We start from the raw sequence: 26,466 nt of genomic DNA on the forward strand, positions 1-26,466 counted from the left end.
TGAATTGCATAGGTTTGATACAAATTTGTATCGGACCTTTTTTTATGCAGATAGGGAGGTATCTCCTATATTCTAAAATCCATTAAATAACACGACAATAAATACATTCAAGATTGTCGAGGATTAAACAAGAGTTACAGATTTCAAAATCACTACTGAAAGTATTTATATTTCATGAAAACGTGTTCATTATAGAATCGTTTGAACTCTCAAATTATATTTAGTATGATGAAGGTATAAGAACGATACATAAATTAAATAAGGAGAATATTATGGAAAAACTTATACTTACTTCTAATGAGGTAGATCTTTTAGTCACGCTTGGAAAACAAGCACTCATAGAATATGAAAAGTATGACCAAGCTCAAATCGATAGAATTGTTGCTAAAGTATCTGTAGCAGCAATTGATGCACATGGAATGCTTGCAAAAATGGCAATAGAAGAAACTAAAAGAGGTGTCTTTGAAGATAAAGCAACTAAGAATTTATTTTCTGTCGAATATGTCATCAACCACATGAGACATTTAAAAACAGTAGGGATTATTAGTGAAGATAAAGTTACTGGTATTACTGAAATTGCAGACCCAGTTGGTGTTGTATGTGCAATTACACCTGTTACAAATCCTACATCAACTGTGATTTTTAAATCTTTAATTGCATTAAAAACTAGAAATCCAATTATTTTTGCGTTTCATCCTTCTGCTCAAAAATGTTCGAAAGAGGCAGCTAAAATCATTAAAGAAGCAGCAATTAAAGCAGGCGCACCTGAACATTGTATTGGATGGATTGAAAATCCAAGTTTAGATAATACAAATGCTTTAATGCATCATAAGGATGTATCAACGATTCTAGCAACAGGTGGTAATGCTATGGTTAAAGCTGCTTACTCTTGTGGTAAACCTGCACTTGGCGTTGGTGCTGGAAATGTTCCAGCCTATATTGAAAAAACTGCCAATATTAAACAAGCAGTTAATGATATCGTAATGTCTAAAGCATTTGATAATGGAATGGTTTGTGCCTCTGAACAAGCAGTCATTATAGATCATGAAATTTATAAGGAAGTTGTTGAAGAATTTAAAAATCTACATGTTTACTTTTGTAATCAAGAAGAAAAGAAGAAGTTAGAAAAACTTTTATTCCCTGATGGAGAAAAACTAAACGGTAAAATTGTTGGAAATAGTGCAATATCTATCGCCAAAGAAGCAGGTTTTGAAGTACCTCTAATGACAAATATATTGGCAGTTAGTTGTAAAGAAGTTGGTCTAAAAGAACCACTAACACATGAAAAACTATCACCTGTTTTAGCTGTTTTAAAAGCTGATACAACTGAACAAGGTATCATGCTTGCAGAACAAATGGTAGAGTTAAATGGATTAGGACATTCAGCATGTATTCATTCTAACAATGAAGACGTTGTTAAAGCATTTGGTAAAAAACTTAAGGCAGTTAGAATTATCCAAAATTCACCAGCAACATTCGGTGGTATTGGTAACGTCTACAACAGATTCATACCATCATTAACACTTGGATGCGGTTCATACGGTAAAAACTCAGTTAGTGACAACGTATCAGCGATTCACTTATTAAATATTAAACGAATTGGGGAACGTAAAAATAATATGCAATGGTTTAAAGTTCCATCAAAAATATATTTTGAAAAAGACTCTATTGAGTATTTAAGACAAATGCATGATGTATCAAGAGCAATCATTATTACGGATAGAGTTATGGTTGATTTGGGCTATGTTAAGAAAGTAACTGATCAATTAAACCTAAGACGTAATCATGTTGATATTCAACTATTCTGTGATGTTGAACCAGATCCTTCAATTGATACAGTTTATAAAGGTTATGAATTAATGAAGTCATTTAACCCAGATACAATAATTGCTATCGGAGGCGGTTCTCCAATGGATGCTGCTAAGGCTATGTGGTTATTCTATGAAAATCCCGATGTAGATTTTAATGACTTAAAACAAAAATTCATGGACATCAGAAAACGTGCATTTAGATACCCAGAGCTTGGTAAAAAATCAAAACTTGTTTGTATTCCAACAACATCAGGTACAGGTAGTGAAGTTACACCATTTGCAGTAATTACCGATAATAAAGAAGCTAAAAAGTATCCACTAGCTGATTATTCACTAACACCAACAGTTGCTATTGTGGACCCAGCATTAACACTTACTCAGCCAAAGACTGTAACAGCTGATACCGGTATGGATGTCTTAACACATGCCGTTGAATCTTTCGTATCTGTTTTATCCAATGATTATACTGATGCTTTAGCTATTCAATCTGTTAAAATGGTATTTAAGTATTTACACCGTGCATATGAAAATGGTCATGATTTTGAAGCAAGAGAAAAAATGCATAATGCTTCAACCATGGCTGGTATGGCGTTTGGTAATGCCTTCTTAGGTATATCCCATTCTATGGCACATAAAGTTGGGGGAATGTTTCATATTCCACATGGAAAAATCAATGCGATTCTTTTACCACATGTGATTCGATATAATGGAACAAAACCACATAAACTTTCAACTTGGCCAAAATATAAATTTTATATAGCTGACAAAAAGTATTATGAATTAGCAATAGCAATTGGGCTAAAACCTAAGACAATAGAAGAAGGTGTTTTAATGTTTGCAGATGCATGTTATGATCTTGCTAAATCATTAAACATTAAAATGAGTTTTAAAGAACAAGGGGCAAACGAAGAAGAGTTTTTAGCGAATACAACAAAACTTGCATATGCAGCATATGAAGATCAATGTTCTACTGCTAATCCAAGATTACCGTTAGTTGAAGATATGAAAGAAATTTTAGAAAAAGCCTATTTCGATAAGAAATAGTAATTAATATTTATTAAAGTTAAGTTTAGAAATACTTATAAAAATAAGTTTGAATCTTTAAAAAATGGTTGTTCCTGAACGGAATGACCATTTTTTAAAATTCAGCTATATGAATATCTATTTGTAATAATTATCGCAATAACATGATTAATAAGTATCGTAGGATTTTTAATACTATATTGATATTAAATAATTAAGCTTTGGTATAGAAAAGATTCAAATTTAACACTAGATTATGATGTCGTTTTGCGCAAAAATAACAGTTGATTTAGACTTGAACTTCTTTTGTTGATGTATATAACAAGTTTTTGTGAATAAAAGGCAACTTAGAAGATATGAAATATTACTCTCTAAAAAGTGATACAATTAATCTAAAGACATAAATAGCATTACCATAAATCCATTAGGGGAGGATAAGCATGGTTAAAAGATTGAGTTTTTTTGTTTTGGTTTTAATAGGGGTAACATTTTTATCAGGCTGTGATATCAGTAATACTAATGATAATTTTGTTGACTGGACAAAAGATATGCATAAAATTGGTGAAACTGTAGGCGTGTGAGAAAAACCGCGCCTTGAAGACGCGGATTTTTATTTTTTTAGTTATTTATTCTTTTAATATCCTTTAATCTCTTAGTAGATGTTTGACGGTAAATATAAATAGCTGTGAACACAAAGCCTATTCCATAGAAGAGTATAGTTAATATAATATCAGTCATCAGATCTTTTGAAATTTCAGGGTCAGTAAATAACATTTCAAAAGGAATTTCATAATAACTTGCAATTGTGAACATACCAAATAAACTTGTTAGAACAGCGAAGATCAATCCAATTATGCCAATATATATGATTGTAAAAGTATTGGTTGGTGCAGTTGCTTTTTTATAAAAGTAGAAGGCTGCAAACGGAATTAGTGCATAAACTGCAACTACCATATATCCAACTGAATATAGTATAACTGCAGGTAATGAACCAAGCAGTGCTCCAACAATTGCCATTAAAAGTGCCTTTGGGTAATATTTAACATTAGATAATTCTTGTTTAATTTCTTCCTCTTCTTTAGCAATCATTTCTTTAAAACTAGAAAGATTAACAGGAAGAGAAACACCTCGAAGTGTTATAAGATTTCTTAATGTTAAATCAAATGGTCGATATCCATCAGCAATATCTTTCCCCATAACATCATTAACGATAGGTTCTAGATTGAATTGCTTATAGAGTTCTATTTGTTTATCTATAAATTCATGTAATTCATCTTTATTTTTAAATGGAGCAAAATAAGCTAATCCATTGTTGCTGTTAAAGGCATTAAATAATGCTGGCCTTAATTTTAACCTATTTTCTTTTTGAATAGATTTATATATATCTTTTGATATTTCATTTTGAAAGACAACTACAAGATAGTTATATCTGATAAAGTCTTGTGCACCTTCTATCAATTGAAAGTTAAAGCCACCTCGTTCAAAACGAAATGAACCATCACTAGATGGCTTAACATCAAATTTTTCTGCTAATTTATTTAATTTCATTTGTATATCCCCCGATATAAGTTGATAACTTTATTGTAACAAGATAACATCTCTATTACAACTAATTCTATTAGAAATAAAAACACCTATAATTGAATCAATTTAAATTCGATGAAAGCATGTCGTTTAGTATTTTCTTATTAGTATTAACGTTCATATGGATTCACGCAAAATATCGTAAAAAACAATATTACTTGATTTATCTTTTCATATATGTATAATTAAAGAAACAATTAAAGATATTTAGAGGTTGCACATTAAATGAGTAAAATATGGAGCCGGTAGGCTATGAAGTATTGGAAAGGTTATTGTGCCGAATAGTGATTAAGACATTAATTTACTATGGGGTTATTAGAAATACTAATAACACTCCTACATAAAAAAATATGTAGAGGCGCTAGATAATATAAATTTATTTTAAATTTAAATTATTTAAAGGTGCCCTAGGTGCCTTTTTTTGTTAATGATATATATATTATAAGGAGAGAGAAATGAAGAAAATATTATCATTATTCACCATCACAGCATTTTTATTTCTAGTAGCGTGTACATCACAAACTGCTTATGACCTAGAAACAGAAAATGAAATTGTAGTTGGTTTAGAAGCGGCCTATGCACCATTTAATTGGATGGAAACTACCGCAAGTGAGTACAACTATCCAATTTATGGAGACAGCAGATTTGTAGCTGGTTATGATGTTCAAGTAGCTAAGGAAATTGCTAAACAACTCAATAAAACATTGGTTATTAAAGCAATTGAATGGGATGGATTAATTACAGCATTAAAAACTGGCGAAATAGATTTAATTATTGCTGGTATGAGTCCAACTGAAACCAGAAAAGAACAAATCGCATTTACAAATGCTTATTACAAATCAGAAGTTGTCATGGTAGTTGATGCAGAAGGAAATTATAAAAATGCAACAAGCATTTCTGATTTTTCTGGAGCTAAAGTTGTTGCACAATTAAATACAATTTATGAAGATTTAATTAACCAAATTCCAGGGGTTATTAAAAATCAAGCCTTAGGAAGTTATGGCGAACTTACGCTTGCTGTCAAAAATAAAGTAGCAGATGCATTTGTCGCTGAATTGCCAGTAGCATTATCTGTCATTTCAACAAATCCATCATTAAAAATTATTGAATTAGTGGATGGTGGTTTTGAAACTGAAGAAGCAGATATTGTTGTATCAATTGGTGCAAGATTAATTGATACAGAATTAGTTGATGCTATTAATACTGTTTTAGAAAGTATTAGTGAAGAACAAAGACAAGCGTGGATGTTAGAAGCAATCACATTAAGTGAATAATAAATAGAGGTTTAATAATGATAGAAATTGTTCAAGAGTATGGTCAAATCATATTATATAGTGTAGGTATTACACTGCTACTTGCAGTTGTTGGTACTTTAGGTGGTTCGCTAGTTTCTTTATTACTTGTTGATGCTAAAACTCAAGTAATTGATAAAAAAAGAGATAATGTGTTTGTTCAAGTTTATAAATATAGTTTAAAGGTAATTGCAACCGTATACATTACACTTTTTAGAGGAACACCGATGATCATACAAGCGATGGTTTTCTATTATGGTTTAAATCCATTAATGCATACCCTAGATTTTTGGTCACCACTTTTTGCAGGACTTGTTATTGTCATCTTAAATACAGCTGCTTATATTGCTGAGATTTTAAGAGGTAATGTCAATAGTATTGACATTGGTCAAATGGAAGCAGCAAGATCATTAGGATTTTCAAGAAGACAAGCTTTAATGAAGTTTATATATCCTCAAGCAATTAAAAATGCCTTACCATCTATTGGAAATGAGTTTATTGTTAACCTAAAAGACACAGCAGTTTTAAGTGTTATTGGTGTTGCAGATATTTTTTATACAACAAGACAAATTGCCGGAACAACTTATGACTATATCAATTCATTTATGGTAGCAGGTATCATTTACTTAATCTTAACAGGTGTTACATCCGTAGTTGTTGATAAACTTGAAAAAGGAAGAAGTAAAGGAGGATTAAAAAATGCCTAGTGTTCTAAAAATTACAAATCTAAAGAAAAGTTTCGGCAATCAAACGATCTTAAAAGATATTAATTTAGAAATTAAATCAGGAGAAGTAGTTACAATCATAGGCTCATCAGGTAGTGGTAAAACAACACTACTTAGATGCTTAAACCTCTTAAATGAACCAGATAGTGGATCAATTATTTTCCACAGCAATGACCTTATGAATCCTAAAGTAAATATTAATGAATTGAGAATGAAAATTGGGATGGTATTCCAATCGTTCAATTTATTCAATAATAAATCCATTTTAGAAAATTGCACAATTGGTCCAATTAAACTCTTAAAAATGAAAAAGCATGAAGCTGAATTACTAGCGATTAATTATCTTAGAAAAGTTGGTCTAGAAAGTTTCAAGGATGCTAAAGTCTCAACTTTATCGGGTGGTCAAAAACAAAGAGTAGCTATAGCTAGAGCGCTTTGTATGAGTCCTGAAATCATGTTATTTGATGAACCAACATCAGCCCTAGATCCTGAAATGGTTGGAGAAGTATTAAATGTCATGAAGTATTTAGCAAAAGAAGGTATGACAATGGTTGTTGTTACACATGAAATGCAATTTGCTAAAGAAGTATCTAATCGAGTGATTTTTATGGATCAAGGGTTTATTGTTGAAGATAATCACCCAGATATTATTTTTAACAAACCAAAAGAAGATAGAACGAAAGAGTTCCTGAGAAGATCTTTAACGAATTAAAAATAAGTTAGAATGAAAAAAGATGCGAGTAAATCGCATCTTTTCTTTTTATCTTATATTTAAACTCTCTTATATGGTGTATAACTCTTTTCTACGGTTGTCTTAGGTTTAAGTACTACAAACCCAAAAGGTTTAAGTTTGATATCCATTAAACCAGCAAGAAGTGATGCTTTAGTTTCTTCACCGAATACCACATCAAAACCACTGTAGTTCATTAATCTTGAATCTCTTAGTAAAACAGTTTCGCTGACTTCTTTATCCGTTGGATTTATAAATATGATACAAGTATCTTTAACATCATCAGTGACTCTCATGAATGAGAATAAATGATCTGAATCAATTGAAATAAAATCACCAACTCTTAAAGCCCTGTTTTCTTTATGTAACTTAATTAATGATTTGGTCCAAATTAAATTCTCATTTTTATCATTTACTAAATCCCAACGCATTGGTGCTCTGTTTTCAGGATCGTTTGCACCATCCATACCAAGTTCAGTACCATAATAAAGGTTAGGAGAACCAGGTAATGTAAATTGTAGCACTTGAGCTAATTTTTGAAGTTTAGGCGTATTTAATAAATGACCAAGTCTTGGTACATCATGGTTATCTAGTAAATTCCATGATTTTAGGATTGGTTCAATTCCGGCATCATTAATTGAATCATTGATCATTTGAAGTGCTTTTTTGGCAGTAATTTGTCCACGAAGTAGACGTAATGTAATTTCTCTAAAGGTGAAATTCATTACACCATCAATTGATTTTAACCAACGCTCTGGATAATTCCAGATTTCTCCAACTACCATAACATCTTCTTTATCAAGTCCTGCATGATCTCTTAAGTCTTTTAAGATATCAAAACCAATATCAAATGCGACATCTAATCGCCATCCATCAACACCTCGTCTAATATAAGAACGAATGACTGAATCTGGTTTTCTGTAGATATAGTCTTTAACTTCATCGTTTTCTAAGATAAGTTCAGGAAGACTTGGTGCATCAGCCCAAAGTCTAACGCCTCTTGGATATTTATCATTAAAATCAAAGAAGTGTCTGTATCCTTCGTTTTTAACAGCTTTTTGGAACATTGGATTATTTACCCCAACGTGATTAAAAACACCATCTAGCATGATTTTCATACCATTAGCATGTAAATCATTGATTAACTTATCTAAGTCTTCTTTAGTACCAAACTCTTTAGATATTTCTAAATAGTTTGTAGCATCGTATTTGTGGTTAGATAAAGACTCACAAATAGGATTTAAATATAGAACGTCAACACCCAAAGATTTAATATAATCTAATTTTTCTAATAATCCAGCCAAATCCCCACCCCAGAAGTCTAGCTCATGTGACCAATAATGTACATCTTCTACAAAAGTACCACCTTTAGGTAAGGTATCCCAATCTTGTAGAGTTCTTGGATATTTATATAAATCTAATTTATTACTTAAGTTTTTTGATCGCGCGAAGCGGTCAACTAACACTTGATAAACAAGTGCACCATTACGCCAATCCTGTTCTCTTAATTTGAATTTATTGTCAGCCATCGAATGTTACCTCCTAGTTTCATTATACCTTTTAAAACTCGATAAGTTTAGAATCTAAATGTGTTCTTCATGAATAGTGTAACGATTTCATACTTTAATAAATTTCAAGTGAAAATGTAAATAATGTAAGAAAATGTAAAATTTTCACAAAGTTACATTTCTGTTATAACTTTCTTTGCAAAAATATTTATTCTTCGTTAAACTATAGGTGTAAAGAACGATACAGAAAAAATTAAATAGAAGGAGAACATATCATGGGAACAAAAGATAAATTATTAGCAATCAGGGAGACAGTATTAGGTAGATTAAAAGAAGTCTACAAGCAGGATGAATTTGCTAAAGAAGCAAAGACATTAGAATACATTATGTGTATTTTAGAAGCTGATGAAAAAACTGTTGATTTTGCAAAAGAATGCTTAATCAGAACATACGAATAAAATAACTCTCTCTTTAAAGCCTACTTACAGCAACCCTTTAGTTACTGTAGGTAGGCTTTTTTATTATGCTGGTCGCAGACTAACATAAAACCACCTGCTATGCGGGTGGAATCAAAGAAGCAGTAGCGATAAATAAAAAGAATCCTCTTGGTTGGTATAATGGTAATGACCAATTGCCTTACACCAAATTAAACCAAGGAGGATTCTATCATCAGAACAATGAAGAACGATGATACAAGTAGTTTATCACATACAAGGTGGAACTGCCAATACCACATAGTTTTCACACCGAAGTATCGACGAAAAGCAATCTATGCAAATTTGAAGTACAACTATGGATCTCGACACTTCTGGTCAGAAGGATACTACGTTTCGACCGTAGGTCTAAACAAGCAAACAGCAGCAAACTACATCAGAAACCAAGAATTAGATGATCAACTAGCAGATAAGAAGAGCATCAAGGAGTATAAAGACCCGTTTACGGGTAAGTAAGAGTGTCAAAGGCAATTGGGCAAATAGAAAGACCCTCAAATGGGGGTCGCCAGAAATAAAGCCTTGTAGGAGTGTGAGAAAAACCGCGCCTTGAAGACGCGGATTATTATTTATTTAAGTGGTATAATTAATATATACAAACGAAACAATTCAATCAAAAAAACTGCAGGAGGTATCTATTATGTCACCTTTTAATTTAGATATAATCAAGCATATCATGGCAAGAATCACTGGTTCACAATCAAAGATTGGTTTAGATCAAGAACATTTTGGTAATGCAGAAGCTGTACAATACTATAATCGCTTTAAGGTGAACAGAATTGATTTATCAATTCATCCTTCACTAGATTTTAGTGGTATTCATAAGATTGAAAAAATGATTGTTAATCTAACTACTAATGAAGAAATTAGTTTGTCTGAAGTTGAAGAAATTTTAAGTCAAATTAAATGTCAATTTGATTTTGATTTTAATATGATTTATGGGCATACTATCGACAATAATACCCAAGATTTTATCATTGACTTGTTTATTTATTAATAGAAAAGAGGATATTTCATGAAAAGCAAAAAAGGGTTTATGATACTAATCTTTCTTTTATCATGTATTTTAGTTGGATGTACAGAAACACTTGATGAAGCAATTGAAGAAGAGGGTGCTTTTACAATTGATTTTGTAGATACACTAACAATCTTTGAGAGTGAGTATTTAACTGTAACTAGTAGTGTGCATAATGATGTTTTTCAATATACATCAAGTGATGAAAAAATCTTAGTAGTAGATAGTGATGGAAAAGTTACTGCAATTGCAGGAGGTACTGCATTAATTACAGTCACATCATCATCTGGAAAGAAAGCAACTAAAGAGGTTATCGTCTATGTACCCAGTTATGTAGAATCAATTGAAATTAAAATTGAATCAAAAGATACTTACTATGCTGGTGTAGCCTACAAATATGAAGTTTTATATAAACCAGTTGATGCAGTGAATAAAGCTTACGTCGTTTCTACAAGTGACTATAACACAATCATTGATGATATCAATCAAACAGTTACATTTATGAAAGCTGGAGAAGGAAATCTTTATGTTTATTTAAAGGATAATTGGAGAATAGATTCAAGGCTAAAAGTTGACGTCATTTATCAAACTGATTCAAATATATATGATTTATTGTTTATCGGCAATAGTCTAACCAAACATACATATAATATTCCAGAGATGGTTCAAAAAATGATTGAACTAGATGGTAATATTGCACATGTAAAAATTATTACAGGGTATCAATTTCTTGATGATCAAGTTTTCACTGTAACAAGAGAATTAAATAAAAATCTTTATACCCATGTTATTTTGCAGGAACAAAGCTCTGGTTTAATTACAGATATGGAAAGATTCCAAAACATTGTAAGAACATATAATGAATTGATAATTGGAATCAATGCTAAAACGATTCTTTATCAAACCTGGGCATATGATATACCTGATTTTGAAGAAGTTATAAAGATGCACAACATTATTTCTAATGGCTATAAGGAAATGGCTTTAGAGATAGATTCTTTAATATCATTAGTTGGGGATGTCTTCTTAGAAATTATTATGAATAATCCGGAAATCAATCTTTATCTAGATATCAATCACCCATCCATTTATGGTGCTTATTTATCTGCGTTAGTACACTATAAAACAATAACAAACAAATCTGTTTTAAATGTTAAATATATACCTGATGAGATTTCAAGCAAAGACGCAGAAATCATTAAAAATGCAGTTGAAAAAGTAACTAAAATCATATAAAAATTATTCTATAAATTAACGCGTATTTTGTTGAGTGAAAAACCAACATTACATCAAAATAAAGGACTATAATTGAAGTGTCAGTTTTCTATCTGGGTATTCAATCTCAGGAAGAAAGGAGGCATTTATATGTCAAAAGACACTCAAAATTCTAAAGATCAACGCTCTAATTCAATGAACCCAAACAACACAAGTTTTAAGAGTTCAGCGAACATTCATTCAAACCAAACAAATCCAACAAGTTCAGCATCTAAAGCGGTAGCTGATAACAGAGCAAATCAGAAGAATCCAGTTCATACTAAGTCAAAGGGGAAATAGTATGATGGATTAAAAGTGACTCATACAAGTTAGCCACTTTTTTTATTTTATGTATTTGTTTTGAAATGCTATAATGTAGAAAGAATATAAGCAATATTAAAGGACTAACTTATGGAACTACAATTATTCCACGTTTATGTTGGAAAACTTATGATGTACTGTCAATGTATCGAACATGATATTAAATGGATCTATGCCAAGATGTTAAAAGGAGACTATGTGGAAAACTTTCATGTGGTCTCAAGAAATACCTTAGGTGAAGTTGTAAAGGAACTTAAAAACCTAGATTACAGCGAAGGACACCATTGGTTAGAAAAAGAAGATTATAAACTCTTACACGAGATTACGGGGATAAGAAATTATTGGGCACATCAAGCCTATGTAGACTTTGTCTATGATGGAACAAATACAGATAAGTATAAAGAAATCTCTAAAAAATTAGAAGTCGATAAAAAAAGACTTGAAAGAATTCAACTTAATATTGAGAAGTTTAGGGTTGCAACTTATAAATAGTTTGCAACCTATTTTTTATTTTTTGCATCTTATGGCATCAACCATATATTTTAATTAAACTTAGGTATATAATTGTAACTACAAAGTAGAAAGATGAGTTGATAAAATGGGGATAGCACTACTTGTCATTGACATGCAAAAAGCATTTGTTGAAGACAAACAAAACGAAATAAATTATGAAACAGCTTTATGGGTTATAAATCATACAACTAAATTATTTAGAACAAATGATAAACCGGTTATTATGATTCGTGATATCGAAGATGGAAATGGACCGGAATATGGTTATATAGAGGCACTTGACGTAGAAGATTCAGATATTCATGTGACTAAAGTATTTAATAATTCTTTTTGGAAAACTAATCTTGAAAAGATCTTAAAAGAGAAAAATATTGATACGGTTGTTATAGCAGGTAATGCACTTGAACATTGTGTGACTGCAACTTACTTTGGGGCTAAAGAAAGAGGGTTTAGAGTCTTACTCTTACAACAAGGTATTGTTGCAGACTTCCCAGAGTCCTTAAAGAAACTTTACGATGTGAGACCACTTGTTTCATATTCAGCATTAGCAGCTATGTTTAAATCGAAATAAACATAAAAGAAAAAAGGCATTCGATTGAATGCCTTTTTAATTTGTATGATTTATACTGCAAGATAATCAGTAATAATTTGTGGTGTATAAGATGGAAGATTTGTAATATATCCTGGTAGATGATTATCATATGCACTAAAGACTGTATTTGAGTTTGCTGCAACTTTAATACCAAAGGATGTTAGATACGCATTTTCACCTTTAACGTCTTGTACGAGGGATGTATAAACTTCCTCTTGAACAAAGAACATTGGAGTTTCAAGCATTACGGATTTAATTTCATCAGCTTCTTCATAATAGAAGTGTTGTTTTCTAAGTTCAATATCGTATCTTCTTGATAATGTCTTTAAACTTAATCCACCAACATTTTTAGTCTTAAAGACGGATGTTTGGTTATTTAAGTAGATTGAATCCTTCTCTTGAATACTTTCAGATTTAATAACTTTGATATTGGTAATACCGTTAAGATTAATTAATGGTATCCATAAAGTGTTATAAGTAACACCAGATAAAGATTCTCTGATTTCATATCCTAAGAATTCACCAGAGGTTGTATAAACTTCTGTAATATAATTTGTAAATCCGATAATACCGCTTGCTTTATTACCAGAAACAATCACTAAATTATTCTCAATCACAAACTCAGCAACAGCAGAAGTACCACCTAAACCTTCAATTTGAAGTGTTTCATAAAGTCTACCTTCAACCGTATTATCATTGTTTTCAATTTCAAAGAAGAACTTTCTTACTGTACCAAAATCAGTCACAATTCTCATAAAATCTTCACCAACATCAAATCTTGCTTTAGCAGCTGAACCGATTTGAATTCTACTTGATCGTAATGATTCTACGCTATTTAAGAATAAAGTAATTGAAACAGTTTGAGAACCAAATACTGGAAGGTTTGCTGTGTATGATGCAGTAAAGAACATTAAGTCACCTTCAGTTACAATGACAATTTGATAATTATTTGTTGTTGTAACAAAGTTAACTTCATCTTCAAGGTTGTTAACTAAATATGCATCAAACAGTGTAATAACAGTTGGTGTAATTAAATCGAGTGTATTAAAGATATTGGTGAATAGTTTAGCCTCACTCAAGTTTTCTTGAACCATATGCCATTGTTCACCATAGCCAGTAGGAATAGAGGATGTATTAACAAACGATGTGAAGTCTAAGGATAAATTAGCAGAATCAGTAAGGATACCACCTGGTTGCATCGCTTCTGGAATATACTCAAGTGGATCAGCTTCTAAAATTCCAAATAAGTTTCTTAATTGATCTAAGTAAACATCATAATTAAACCATCTTATATGAAGTGTTAATGACTCTGTAACAACTAATGGGAACTCAACTTCATCTGAAAGTTCACTATCAAAGAACCATCCAAAAGCAACATTGCCTTCTTTAGATGGATTAGCAGGTTTAGATAAACTTGCCCCATATTCTAATGTGATTGCTTGAATATTAGAACCACCATTTGTGTTAAATGAAATGGTATAAGATTTTTTAGTTCGTAAAGCGGTATAAGTTGTTTCACCATCAACTACAGATATTGCTTTATCCCATCCGGTATAATCCCATTCAGCAGTGTCAGCTGGTAAGTTAAATGAAGGCGTTGTACCAAATGTTAAAGTAAGGGTTTCAAGTGTTGTACCATCGGCATCTTTAAATGTGATTTGATAACTTCTTTCTATTTCATCAAATTGTGCAGTATAGGTTGTATCTGCAATAATTGAGCCTAGCGCAGGACTCCAACCCTTAAATACATATTCGTATTGAGCAGTAGAGGGTTTGGTTGGTGTTTCACCTGTATAGTTTGGTGTGACGCCAGCATCTAAATCTTCTAATGTAAGTAGATTAGTACCATCATGATTTTCAAATATAGCAGTATAGGTTTGACCAGGTTCTGCTAAAACAGCAGTGTAGGTTTTATCACCTGTTACTGAGTCTAATTGTGGTGTCCAACCAATATATACTTTATCAGTAGTATTACTAGGTAATTGATATGCTGGCATCAAACCATAGGCAACACTAGTTGTACCTAGTGTAGTACCATCATGATCTTTCCAAGTGATTACATACGTTCTTATAGTTTCACTAAAAACTGCAGTATAGGTTTGATTACCACTTACAGTACTTACCTGTGGATTCCACCCTGTAAATGTATAAGTGTATTGTTCAGTTGATGCTTTGGTTGGTGTTTGCCCATTATATGTAGGCATACTACCAGCAATAACATCAGTATCTGTTTTTAGTGTAGTTCCATCTGAGTTTTTCCAGATGACCGTGAATTTTTGATCGCCGCCATCGATTGGTGGTTCCTCGGATGTATTACATGCAAAAAGCACTAAAGACAATAAAAACACTATCCCTAGTGTAAAAACTAATCTAATATTTCGTAGCATAACTTACCCCTTTGTGTTATTTTAGATTAATCGTATCTTGTTGTATGTGTATCAAGTGATTAGCTTGAATTTTGTAGTCGTCATTTTCATTATACAATAAATGATATTAAATATAAGCTCTATTATTAGAGCTTATATTTAATATTTTCAATTGCTTGTTTTTTATTATGAATAACTACTGGAATTAACCCAGTTACAAGAACATATACGATCGATATTATACCAAATAAAATAAGGAACAATAAGTCGTATCTTAGTACGTTTCTAATGGATAATAAATCATATAAAACAATGTTTAATAAAGGGATAGAAATAAGTGATACAACAATACCTAAAAGACTTGCTACAAACCCTATAAATAGAAGTTCAAATCCGAATGATTTTGTTATATCATTATTGGCTGCACCAAGTGTTTTTAAAATACCAATTTCAGTTGCTCTTTCTACAATTGAAGTGTAAGTTGTTAAGCCAATCATGGCAGTAGAAGTAATTAAAGAAATTGTTATAAATAAATAACCAATTAATCTGAAGAATTCGAAAGCACTTCTTGCTACATCTAACCCTAATTCTGCTTTATCAAGCGGTATTATTGTATTTCCACTATATGATTCTATATAAGCAATGATATTAAGTTTAGATGTTCTATCTTTAGCCATTATTCTATAACTTGTAGGGAACTCTGCATAACCTAATGTTTTTAAAGCGCGTACTTTAGGATTGTTTTCTTGGAAAGAAAGGCCTGATAGAATATGTGTATTTATTTCTTGTTGACGAATAACAATATCTGAATTCTTATTTTCATAATAAAGGGATTCATAATCATCTTTATTTAAGTAGATTCCAGGGTTTAAATTGAAGAATTCATAACTGTCCTTTTGTCTGATAATTCTTGAAATTTTAACGCTTCTATATAAATTCTCATCTAAATTATTTAAATCCTTCTGAGTATATAGATTAGGGTTTGTTTCCTCATATAAATCATCATTTGAAATATAGTATAAAGTTAATTCACTAATCGATTCAAATGACAAAGGTTCATTCACTGGAAGTCCTAGTGGATTAATTAAGGTTAACGGAATTCGATTATAGTCATCAAGAACTAAGGTTAGATTGTAATCAGCTACTGAATCATTGTTTTCATATAGGGTGTCAAATTCTTTATCAATTTGATTTTCCGATTTAAATAATGGATTTATGTTATATCCAAAGAAACTGTATTGATTCGTATGCTTTATAAAATTTAAATCAATATCATAAAAGTAAGTTAACTGTTCATAAAGACTGTCTGGCATATTTTGCATATACGTATAGAATCCATAATCAAGGGTGTTTAAATGTAAATACTCATTTTGAATGTTTGAAGGTAATGCATATTGGAAATTAGGATACTTTGGAAAATCTTCGCTAGGATTTAAATCCTTAACAGTAACTGAGATTTGATCAACTTCAACTGGGAAGATATCCACTAACTTTTGTTCATTTTCTTCAATATAGTTGTTTAAACTTTGATTAAAATGATAACTTAAAATAATACCTATCATTGAAATTACTAAAATCAAACTTAATATAAAAGTTCTTAGTTTATGAATGGATAAGTTATTTAATGCATAACCAAATAAGAATCTGTTTTTCAGTTTAGTTTTATTAATTTTTATTGCTTTAGTAGAAGTGGTTTCTTTTGGTTGATCTACATGAAGTGTTCTGTCTTTTAAGGTATAATTTTCATTACCATAAGTTTCAAGTAACACTTGATCATGTGAAACAATAATGACTAATCTATTCTTTGAAATTTCTTTTAAGATTTTCAAGACCTCTTGAGCTTGTTCATAATCAAGTGATCCTGTTGGTTCATCAGCAAGAATTACACTTGGATCTTTAATCAAAGTTCTTGCTATGGATACTCTTTGTTTTTCTCCGCCAGATAATGTTTCAATGTTTTGTTTTAACAAATCATAAATATTTAAGTTTTCTGATATCGTATTAATTTTATTATCTACATCGTTTGTAGGGAGTCCTGCGAAAGTTAATCCCATTTTAATATTTTCATAAACATTTAAACTAGGAATTAATTGATGGTCTTGAAAGATAAATCCAATATGCTCTCTTCTGAAATGAGATTTATCTAATTCATTTAAGTTTGTTAAGTTTAAGTCACCATAATGAATTTCACCAGAAGTAGGTTTATCAATTAGACCAAGCAGATTTAAAAGTGTAGTTTTACCACTACCTGATTTACCCATAATACCTATTAACCCAGTTGAGGAAAAAGAAACATTTAGATCTTTATAAATGACTTTGTCTTGATAAGATTTTGAAAGGTTTACTATTTTTAACATGAAGCATATCCCCTATCTTCAAGATTATTATAACGAATAATCACTTGATTTTTCTCATATAAGGTAAAATAAAGATGTAACATAGGAGGATATTATGAAAAAAATTATTTTAGTCCTTACCATGGTTTTCACGTTACTTTTAGTTGCGTGTGAACAACAAGACTTTGTCAACCCTCTCCCGGAGTTAGACAATAGTGATGAGTTAGAACTTACTTTAACTCAAAAGTACGACTTCTTAAAATATGTTGATTTTAATGGCGTAAACTATGATGAAATTCTCTTAGAACAATTTGCTAAGTTTGAACTAAACTATGAACTAGATACTAATGTTGAATATCCACCATATAAAAACAAAAGTCATTTGGAAACTAACATTTATTTCGATTACGATGCTAAGAGTTATATTAAGTTAGGTGATAATGTCAGTGAAACGATTATTTATTTATTGTTAGATAAATTAGAAGTTAAAGCAAATTACTTAACTGATAGTGAAACAACAATAGATACGACGATTAAAAACCATCAAGCAATCGACTTAGACATTGATTTTAGTGATACATATCTTCTAATGAAGAATCAAAACATCTATGCACAAACCAATGGTTTCTTTAAACTAGTTGTTGATTTACAAGGTGAAATAAATACTACTGAAAAAGTATTTGACATGGTTAAAGAAAAACCGACAACAGAAAATGTCTTTACCCAAAATGAATACCAAATATTAAAAGACTTATTTGATTCATTCATGGCCTATGATTTTACTTTGCCAGAAGAATTACCTACTGATAGTAGTTATGATGAACTTTTATCTGAATTTGATCAAATGATTAAAGTTTATCAACAAGGAGATTTATATACAGTTAGAGTCTTGATTGATAAAGCAATGGTAGATGAACTTATTGATCAACAATTTGATTCCATAATCTTAGGCTATCAAATTGAATACTCTGAAGAAGAAAAACAACAAATAGAAGAAGCAAAGACAATCCTTAAAGCAGCGTTACAAGCATTTGAATTTGATTTCAGATTTGAAGTTAGAAATAATAAAGTAAAAAGAATTTTAGGCTCATTAACAGGTCAAATTGGACCAACTGAATATAGTATTCCAGATTTAGAAGAGGATAATTATGGAATCTATAAAGGTATGATTAAATTAGAAAAATTTGGCTTCATCATCGATTTAGATCCTGTTGCACCATCTATGCCGACAAACTTTAATGGATTTGCTCAGGTTGATCAATTAGCATTTGTTAAATTTGTGAATTCAATCGATTTATATTAATTTATATTTTCAAAAGATTCATATAAAGAAAAGAGATAAACCCAATTGTATAAGGTTGTTTTAGTTACGGCAGGAAAGCCTCAATCTAATTATCTAGCATTATTTAAAAATGACTTAATTGAGATTGTTGGCGTAATTGATATCAATGAACCCGGCTTTCTTAAGTCTTTTCGAGGTGTTAAGGTATACAGTAATTTAAAAGAAATTAAAGTACGTATTGACTACGTTTTTATAACTAAAAGTGACTGCATAACTTTTATGCTAGCAAAAGAAGTACTAGAATTAGGATATAACGTATTGTTTGATAAATTGGTTACTTTTGATAAAAGTGAGTTTAATAAACTTTTGACTTTAGCAAATCAAAACAACTTAAAACTAAAAACAGTTTATCCATATTTATATGCCAAAGAGATTGTTGAATTAGAAGATCACTTGGAATTAAATCAAGTAAATCATATAACCATAAGTTTTAAAGATAAAAAAGTAACCAACCTTTTTGATCAATTAATTGATATCTTTAGTTATTTATATAGATTTATGTATCTTAAAGATTTGGAACTTGAATCGGTATTCCATCTTAAAGATGAAAAAGGAAACATTATTTATTTAGACTTAAACTATCAATATAAAGGTATTTTGATTGAAATCGAACTTGAAATAACTAAACATTCATCCCATAAGATAAGTAAATTCAACTTAAAAGATGATACATCAATTAAAGTTATCCACAATAGACAGTTAGTTAATGTGGATGGGTCAATCTATCAGTATCCATATAAAGATAGAATAAAAGAACTCTACTTAGATATATCAGAAAATATCTTTGAGATGTTTCAATCAAATATGATGGTGGAAATACACAACAAACTATCTGAGGTTTTAAAAGAAACTTAAAAAAAGAGCGACTATCACTAGTCGCTCTTATTATTGAATTTGGAAGTAATCCATAAATAATGTAATGTGATTTCTAAATAGTGGTTCAAACTTAGTTAAGAATCCATTTGGTTCTTGACTTAAGAACTTTTCATAGAAGTGATAAACGAAGAATGAGTGATACATCTTAGCAGCTAACATTGGATCGTCTTTTCTCATTAAACCCTTATCCATTAAGCTCTTAAAATAATATGAGTAAGCAGTTCTTGGCTTTTGAACAAACTCTACATGAATTAAATCTCTTAATCTTTCAATTTCAAATTGAAGTGGCATTAATAGATTGGTTAATTTTTGGATATGTGGTTGTTCGAAGAAGCTATTTGTTTCAATCGATACTTGGGTAAAGAATGCTCTTGGAGTAAGACCTGTCTTCTTAAATAAAGGGTATACATGTAGACTCATCTCTGTTATTAACTCTTTAGCAATATCCATTAAGATATCTTCTTTTGATTTATAGTGATTATAAATTGAAGAAGCTTTAATGCCAACGCTTTTAGCTAAGTCTCTCATACCTAGGTTGTTATAGCCATAAGTACCAAATAACTCGATTGCATTTTGATAGATTAATTCCTTTGTTGACATAAAATATCCCCCTTTACGAACATTGTTACACATTCATTCTAATCACTGTTAGTAAGTTTGTCAACCTAACATAATAGTAATAATGATATATAATTTTTTCTAATAATCAAATAATAAGCATTTACGCGTATGTATCATATATATAAGATATAATCGATTTCAAATCGTAATTGATTTCATTTTACAAAACAATATTAAAATGATATCATTAATTTAATTTTTTAGGAGAGAAGAGAAATATGAAGAAAGTAACCTTATTAATATTAGCCTTACTTTCTACACTCGTGTTAGTGGCATGTGGTAATGAAGGCACAGTTGACCCTATCACATATACAGTCACATTTAATAGTGACGGTGGTAATCAAATTGACCCACAAAGTGTAGAAGCAGGCAAAAAAGCAACTCAACCTGATACACCAACCAAAGATGGTTTCACCTTTGAGTATTGGTATGAATCAGATGCAGCAGTTGAATTTAGTTTTAACACGGCGATTAATGCAGACTTAACTTTAACAGCTAAATGGACCCCAACAGTCCTAACAGATGAACAAAAAGTAGCTCAAGATATCGCAGCATTAGAAAATGACTTTATTTTAAGCAAATATCAAGTGAATACACCTAAACGTGGTCCACTTCATAATTCAGTTATTACTTGGAAGAGTGCATCTTTCTATGTGTCTGATTATGGTATTGTTTTACCTCGTAAAGCAGGTGACAATACAGAGTCTGTGACGATTGAAGGTTCATTTAAACTTGGCCAAACAACAGTTAAACATACATTTACTGTTCCGTTACATGATCAAGAACCACTTGAACTAGTTGAATCAAGAGAAGTTGCATTTAAGAACATGACAACTGAGTATACAGTTCCAGAATCAAATGTAACATTATTCTTTGAACAAGGTGGTTTTGTTCCATATATTAAAGTAAGAGATTTCTTTGATATGGTGACAGGTTTTATTGACCCAGAAGTTGAATTTACTTGGACGACTGAAGAAAACACTTTAGAAATTTTTTATCAATATTATGATGAAGAAGAAGATCATACTTATGACTTAATCGTTACAATTGATGCAGAAGATAATACAATCACAACAAATGACCCTGGTTTCTTCTGGGCATATGTATATTCAACCGAAACTAACTACGGTCGTCATATCGAATACGAAAGAGATCATGAAGATGCAAGTTATGTTGAAGGTGGCGATTTAGTTTATGACCTAGATGATTATGGTATGGATATTGTAGTTATAGATGGTGAAATTGTTTTACCTTACTACATCACGAATCAATTATTTGCAGGTTCTTCATACTATAACGTTTATTACAACTACGATGGTTTATTTGGTATCTATGCATTACCTGCAGAAGGTACTGCTGAATATCGTGCAATCAAACGTGGTTCATTAAATAACACCGAGATTCCTGCTGACCTTTTAGTTCATACATTCCATTTCTTTGCATTCTCAATGGATAACTTCTATGGATTAAAAGACATCATGAATGTTGATACATATTATGACCTACTTTATACAAGAACAAATCAATTATTAAATCCAAACGCTGAAGGCTTTGATGCTGAAGTTGCTAGAATTCTATTAAAAGAAATTGATGAACCACATACATCATACGGTTATCCATCATACTTTAATAAATCAACCTTTGAAGTTTCAGGTTTAAATAACTTAGCATCATATGGTTCTAGATTCCAAAAATGGTACTATGATGGCATGATTGATACAGATAATGTGATTGGAGCTAAATGGGGTCAAGCAAGTGGTAACGCATGGAATGCATCAAGAAGACCAGCTTATTGGTTCTTAGATGATGAAAAGACTTCGGTTGTTATCACATTTGATGGATTTAGTACACAAGACCTTTATGAAGCAGATAACTTTGATGAACAAATCATTGCCAATGTAATGAAATTAGATATTGCAACAGGTCTACTTCCAAATGTTGAAGGTGATAAATTCTTCTTTATTAACTCATCAACAACATCAGATAGAATCTTAGAAGTATTAGTTAAGGGGCAAGATGCATCATTCTTAGAAACATATGCAACAGCTTTAGAAACTGCAGGTTATTCACTTGTGAAACAAGATACTAATGATGACAATAAGAAACCTGGCTATTACACTAAGTCATATGATGGCAAGAACTATATGGTTCAAATTAGATTTGAAGCAGCATATGATTTATTCTATGTTTCTATTTCATCTAAAGTACCAACATCATACACAGTTGGCTGGTCAGTAACACCAAATGTTATCAGTTTAGTTGATGGAGACTCTGCAATTTACTTTGAAGTTGTTTTAGACCAAATCTTCAAAGAGTCACCAGATGTTGAATATGTATTAGTTGACCTTTCATGGAATACTGGTGGTAATGTTGGTGCATTATACCGCGTGATTGGGTTTATTACTGATCAACCATTTAGAACGACATCTATTGATGCAGATACAGGATCTAAATCATCAAGCTACGTAAGAATTGATGGCGTACCATATTACCCACAATTGAAATGGGGTATCATTATTACACCAACGACATTCTCAGCAGCAAACTCAATGGCAACTATCTTTGTTGAAAACAATTTAGGTCCAGTTATTGGTAAAGTTTCAGGTGGTGGTGCAGCTTCAATTACACCAATTCTATTACCAAGTGGCACAGCATTTACTATGAGTTCAACCAATCTTTCAGCATACCGTACAGGTGCTGGAACAGAAGAAGATCCATATGTTTACCACCATAATGAATTTGGTATCACACCAACACATCCACTTCCAATTGGACAAATCTTCGATAACGCACTATTGTTAGGTATTTTAGAAGATTATTATGGTGCTTAAAAGCTGATTTAACCCCAAAAAAGCATAAAAAATAAGAGCAATCGATAATTTATTTAAAATCCGATTGCTCTTTTTCTTTCAAATATTATATAAAAATATAATAGTTTCATGCTAGAAAACGTTTTCAAATTGAAAAAGTGCTAAATATGTTTATTTTTACAAAATCTTTGGTATAATTCTTAATAACATTTTTGAAAAAGGAGAGAGAAAAAATGAAATTAACGAAAAAACTTTTAACAGGATTCGTTGCTATCGTTGCTGCATTAGTCTTAGTCGCTTGTGACTTCGGCGCTGCACCTGTAGTTAACAAACCAGTTTTTGCTGGCGTAGGTCCTGTGACTCACCAAGTTAATACTCCATTTGATCCGTTAGCAGGCGTTACTGCATCTGACGAAGAAGATGGTGACTTAACTGACGACATCGTAATTACTGCCAACACAGTAAATGTCGACTTCTTAGGTGTATACTCCGTATCTTATTCAGTAACTGACAGTGATGGTAACACAACAACCGCAAATAGAGCTGTTACTGTAACTTGGAGCGAAGTTCCACCATTAGCGCAATATTTAAGTGGTGTTGACTTAGGTCAACTTCCAGCAGAAGAAAAAGCTAAATTATTCGCTGCTGTTGAAACTTATTTATTAGATAATGTATATGCAGGTATTCCTCTATACACTGGTGCAAGCCGCGTAATCTACTCAGACCGTGTACAATTATTCACTGACACTTACAATGGTGTTATGGGTTATGGTACTGCGTACTCACAATTTAGTGCTGATGACTCAACAGTATTAATGTTTGGTGATACATATGGTAATGCTGGTGAATATACTTGGCGTTCTGCATTTACAACAAACCCATCAACATTCAACCCTTGGACTGCAGATGACTCTAACTCAGATGACTTCATCTCAATGTTCACTGGTGGCTTATATGAATTCTACTTTGATGACACTAAGACAAGTTATGAAATTAACCCTGCTTTAGCAGCATCAGATCCAGTTCCAACTGGTGGTTATGAATTAAATGGTAGAACATATGCTAAAGTTTGGAGAGTTTCTCTTAAAGATGGTTTAGAATGGTCATTCCACCCAGATACTGATACTTCAGGATTTGCTGCTGGTTATGAAGTTCTAGATGCTAACGACTACCTATGGACTTGGAAGAAAGCTTTACAAGAAAGCTGGTTCCGTGCGATCTCAGGTGGTGGTGACTTCATCTCTATGGGTATCAAAGGTGCTGCAGAATATGCTGCTGCTCCAACTGAAGAAAACTGGGCTAAAGTTGGTATCAGAAAGATTGATGATTTAACATTTGAATTAGAATTTATCTCAGATACTTCACAATTCGACGTTAAATACGCATTAGCTGGTAACTCAAAACCTGCATTACAACCAGAACTTTACACTGCATTAGGTAAAGAAGGTTATGGTTTAGGACCAACTACAGTTGCTTCATCAGGTATTTATATCTTAGACACTTACTCAGCTGGTCAATTAATTACTTATGTTAAGAATGAAAAACATCCAGATGCTGATATGTATCATTACACTGGATATCAATACAGATATGTTCCAAACTCTGCATCAGCTTGGGCTGAATTCAAAGCTGGTCGTTTAGAATCAGGTTCAATTCCTGCTGCTGAAGTTCAAGACTACTTAGATGACCCACGCGTTAGAGTTGCTCCAGATGCTACAACTTGGAGACTTGTAACTAACCAATTCGGTACAACTGCTAATCGTGATGCTTACATTGCTAAACATCCAGAATTAGGTTTATCTGAAACTTTTGTTCCAGAACCAATCTTAATGTACAAAGAATTCCGTCAAGCATTATTCTTCGGTTTCGATAGAATTTCTGCAACTGAATTAGTTCCAACATATCGTCCTGCTACAACTTTATTCTCAGAAACTTATTTCTTAGATGCTGAAGGTGGTATTGGTGTACGTGGATCTGCTGAAGGTCAAGCTGTATTAGACCAATTCGGTGGTGAAACTGCAGGTTATGTTCCAGATGCTGCTGTTGCTTTATTCAAGTCTGCTGTAGCTCAAGCTATCGCTGATGGTCATTACCAAAAAGGTACATCTGCAAACTACACAACAATTTCATTAAGATTAACTTGGGCATCTTCTGGTAACATTAATGCTCAAACAATGGTTGCTGAATTAAAACGTCAATATGAAGCTTTATTAGTTGATGATGTAAACTTCGTAAGAGTTGAAATCGACGTTGTTGACGTTGCATTCCCAGATAACTATTACAGCTACATGATGCTTGCTAATACTGACTTAGGTATTGGTGGTATCTCAGGTTCATTATTAGATGCTCCTGACTTCTTAGACGTATTCCGTGATGACAACTACGGTGGATTCACACTTGACTGGGGTATTGATACTTCAACTGCTAACATCGATGTTACATACGTTGGTATTAACGGCGTAGAAGTAACTGAAAGATGGTCTGCAAATGCGTTAATCAATGCATTAAACCGCAAGACTTACGTTAAAGATGGTGTTATCCAAACTGCTTGGGATGATGCTGAAGATTTAATCGCTGCTTACTTAGACATCGCTGGTGCTACTGTTGAATCAATTGGTGAAGCTGACCTAGAATTAGCTGAAGCTATCTTAGGTGGTACATTAGCAGATGTTGCTGAAGAAAACGGTTATGAATCAGCAGAAGCATTTGCGGTTGTAACAACTGACGGTGCTGACTTCTTATTCGTATTAGGTAAAAACGGTGCTTACTATGAATTAATCAGCCAATCAGCTTTAATCACTGATCCAAAAGCTGCTATCAAAGCTGGTCTAGACTCATACGGTGCTTCATTCACAGTTAATGATTATGCTAAACTTGATGATGCTGGTGTTGCTGCTTTAGAATACTTTGAAGGTGCTTATGAATCAGTAGCTGATGTATTAGCAGACGCTGATATTGATTCACCATTCGCTGAAGTATGGTCAGTTTCATGGTCATATTCAGGTGGTTCAGGTAGTGATGCTGTAATCTTATTACACGTTGGTGATTACTACATCATGGTTGAATGGTTATAATCATTTAATTTAAAATAAAACAGGCTTAACTAACATACAAATAGAGGGGTGTACTGCCGTAAACATACACTCCCTCTTATTGTATGTATATACCCTAATAAAAATCATATTCTATAGAATATTGAGTAGTGTGATACATAAATTCCCACAGAACTAAAATCTTTAAATGATAGTTCAATATT

21 protein-coding genes and 1 riboswitch are annotated in these 26,466 nt (G+C 31.8%); of the genes, 16 read left to right on the forward strand and 5 right to left on the reverse strand.

What is annotated here, in order from left to right; translation table 11 throughout:
- Positions 1 to 245 precede the first annotated feature (245 nt).
- Entirely contained in the window at positions 246 to 2,855 is a 2,610-nt protein-coding gene (gene adhE, locus PG914_RS01865) for a bifunctional acetaldehyde-CoA/alcohol dehydrogenase (protein WP_488822037.1), read from the forward strand.
- Positions 2,856 to 3,274: 419 nt separating this feature from the next.
- Positions 3,275 to 3,415 (forward strand): hypothetical protein, encoded by a 141-nt coding sequence (locus PG914_RS01870; RefSeq protein WP_488821982.1) that lies wholly within the window; start codon positions 3,275 to 3,277, stop codon positions 3,413 to 3,415.
- Between the two features lie 37 nt (positions 3,416 to 3,452).
- Here the strand turns inward: PG914_RS01870 and PG914_RS01875 are convergent, their stop codons facing one another.
- The gene (locus PG914_RS01875) at positions 3,453 to 4,382 is read right to left on the reverse strand and encodes a hypothetical protein (RefSeq protein ID WP_488821983.1); all 930 of its coding nucleotides are present in this window, start codon (positions 4,380 to 4,382) and stop codon (positions 3,453 to 3,455) included.
- 236 nt (positions 4,383 to 4,618) lie between these two features.
- Positions 4,619 to 4,790, forward strand: a riboswitch (Lysine riboswitch).
- An 83-nt stretch (positions 4,791 to 4,873) separates the two neighbouring features.
- Between PG914_RS01875 and PG914_RS01880 the strand changes: the two genes are divergently transcribed.
- The 3 genes from PG914_RS01880 to PG914_RS01890 are packed head-to-tail and all read left to right on the forward strand — an operon-like array spanning position 4,874 to position 7,147.
- On the forward strand, positions 4,874 to 5,692 hold the full coding sequence (locus PG914_RS01880; protein WP_488821984.1) for a transporter substrate-binding domain-containing protein: 819 nt from the start codon (positions 4,874 to 4,876) through the stop codon (positions 5,690 to 5,692).
- 17 nt (positions 5,693 to 5,709) lie between these two features.
- On the forward strand, positions 5,710 to 6,417 hold the full coding sequence (locus PG914_RS01885; RefSeq protein WP_488821985.1) for an amino acid ABC transporter permease: 708 nt from the start codon (positions 5,710 to 5,712) through the stop codon (positions 6,415 to 6,417).
- Positions 6,410 to 7,147, forward strand: coding sequence for an amino acid ABC transporter ATP-binding protein (locus PG914_RS01890; protein WP_488821986.1), 738 nt, complete (start codon positions 6,410 to 6,412; stop codon positions 7,145 to 7,147). The genes PG914_RS01885 and PG914_RS01890 overlap by 8 nt, the downstream gene beginning before the upstream one ends.
- 59 nt (positions 7,148 to 7,206) lie before the next feature.
- On the opposite strand, the gene PG914_RS01895 is transcribed toward PG914_RS01890, so the two are convergent.
- Positions 7,207 to 8,694 carry an alpha-amylase family glycosyl hydrolase gene (locus PG914_RS01895; RefSeq protein WP_488821988.1) on the reverse strand — a complete coding sequence of 496 codons (1,488 nt, stop codon included), beginning with the start codon at positions 8,692 to 8,694 and terminating at the stop codon, positions 7,207 to 7,209.
- A 254-nt stretch (positions 8,695 to 8,948) separates the two neighbouring features.
- Between PG914_RS01895 and PG914_RS01900 the strand changes: the two genes are divergently transcribed.
- The 7 genes from PG914_RS01900 to PG914_RS01930 all read left to right on the forward strand — a co-directional run bounded on the left by PG914_RS01900 (position 8,949) and on the right by PG914_RS01930 (position 12,838).
- Complete coding sequence (locus tag PG914_RS01900) at positions 8,949 to 9,131, forward strand: hypothetical protein (protein WP_488821989.1); 183 nt, start codon at positions 8,949 to 8,951, stop codon at positions 9,129 to 9,131.
- A gap of 219 nt (positions 9,132 to 9,350) precedes the next feature.
- Positions 9,351 to 9,623: a transposase gene (locus PG914_RS01905; RefSeq protein WP_488821990.1), complete on the forward strand. Its 273-nt coding sequence runs from the start codon at positions 9,351 to 9,353 to the stop codon at positions 9,621 to 9,623.
- Between the two features lie 181 nt (positions 9,624 to 9,804).
- The gene (locus tag PG914_RS01910) at positions 9,805 to 10,161 is read left to right on the forward strand and encodes a hypothetical protein (protein WP_488821991.1); all 357 of its coding nucleotides are present in this window, start codon (positions 9,805 to 9,807) and stop codon (positions 10,159 to 10,161) included.
- An 18-nt stretch (positions 10,162 to 10,179) separates the two neighbouring features.
- Complete coding sequence (locus PG914_RS01915; RefSeq protein ID WP_488821992.1) at positions 10,180 to 11,415, forward strand: Ig-like domain-containing protein; 1,236 nt, start codon at positions 10,180 to 10,182, stop codon at positions 11,413 to 11,415.
- A gap of 129 nt (positions 11,416 to 11,544) precedes the next feature.
- Positions 11,545 to 11,733, forward strand: a complete 189-nt coding sequence (locus PG914_RS01920) for a hypothetical protein (RefSeq protein WP_488821993.1) — start codon at positions 11,545 to 11,547, stop codon at positions 11,731 to 11,733.
- A 111-nt stretch (positions 11,734 to 11,844) separates the two neighbouring features.
- Positions 11,845 to 12,246 (forward strand): hypothetical protein, encoded by a 402-nt coding sequence (locus tag PG914_RS01925; RefSeq protein WP_488821994.1) that lies wholly within the window; start codon positions 11,845 to 11,847, stop codon positions 12,244 to 12,246.
- A 106-nt stretch (positions 12,247 to 12,352) separates the two neighbouring features.
- Positions 12,353 to 12,838, forward strand: coding sequence for an isochorismatase family protein (locus PG914_RS01930; RefSeq protein WP_488821995.1), 486 nt, complete (start codon positions 12,353 to 12,355; stop codon positions 12,836 to 12,838).
- A gap of 50 nt (positions 12,839 to 12,888) precedes the next feature.
- On the opposite strand, the gene PG914_RS01935 is transcribed toward PG914_RS01930, so the two are convergent.
- Positions 12,889 to 15,246 (reverse strand): InlB B-repeat-containing protein, encoded by a 2,358-nt coding sequence (locus tag PG914_RS01935; protein WP_488821996.1) that lies wholly within the window; start codon positions 15,244 to 15,246, stop codon positions 12,889 to 12,891.
- A 125-nt stretch (positions 15,247 to 15,371) separates the two neighbouring features.
- Positions 15,372 to 17,582, reverse strand: a complete 2,211-nt coding sequence (locus PG914_RS01940; RefSeq protein ID WP_488821997.1) for an ABC transporter ATP-binding protein/permease — start codon at positions 17,580 to 17,582, stop codon at positions 15,372 to 15,374.
- A 94-nt stretch (positions 17,583 to 17,676) separates the two neighbouring features.
- Between PG914_RS01940 and PG914_RS01945 the strand changes: the two genes are divergently transcribed.
- Both PG914_RS01945 and PG914_RS01950 read left to right on the forward strand, forming a co-directional pair.
- Entirely contained in the window at positions 17,677 to 18,864 is a 1,188-nt protein-coding gene (locus PG914_RS01945) for a hypothetical protein (protein ID WP_488821998.1), read from the forward strand.
- Positions 18,865 to 18,909: 45 nt separating this feature from the next.
- A complete protein-coding gene (locus PG914_RS01950; RefSeq protein WP_488821999.1) occupies positions 18,910 to 19,758 on the forward strand; it encodes a Gfo/Idh/MocA family oxidoreductase in 849 nt (282 codons plus the stop codon).
- A 30-nt stretch (positions 19,759 to 19,788) separates the two neighbouring features.
- Here the strand turns inward: PG914_RS01950 and PG914_RS01955 are convergent, their stop codons facing one another.
- The gene (locus tag PG914_RS01955) at positions 19,789 to 20,379 is read right to left on the reverse strand and encodes a TetR/AcrR family transcriptional regulator (RefSeq protein WP_488822000.1); all 591 of its coding nucleotides are present in this window, start codon (positions 20,377 to 20,379) and stop codon (positions 19,789 to 19,791) included.
- A 239-nt stretch (positions 20,380 to 20,618) separates the two neighbouring features.
- On the opposite strand from PG914_RS01955, the gene PG914_RS01960 reads away from it, so the two are divergent.
- Both PG914_RS01960 and PG914_RS01965 read left to right on the forward strand, forming a co-directional pair.
- Positions 20,619 to 23,231, forward strand: coding sequence for an InlB B-repeat-containing protein (locus PG914_RS01960; RefSeq protein ID WP_488822001.1), 2,613 nt, complete (start codon positions 20,619 to 20,621; stop codon positions 23,229 to 23,231).
- Positions 23,232 to 23,443: 212 nt separating this feature from the next.
- On the forward strand, positions 23,444 to 26,284 hold the full coding sequence (locus PG914_RS01965; RefSeq protein WP_488822002.1) for an ABC transporter substrate-binding protein: 2,841 nt from the start codon (positions 23,444 to 23,446) through the stop codon (positions 26,282 to 26,284).
- Positions 26,285 to 26,466 lie beyond the last annotated feature (182 nt).

The organism is Acholeplasma sp. ORD1043 (genome assembly GCF_057808485.1).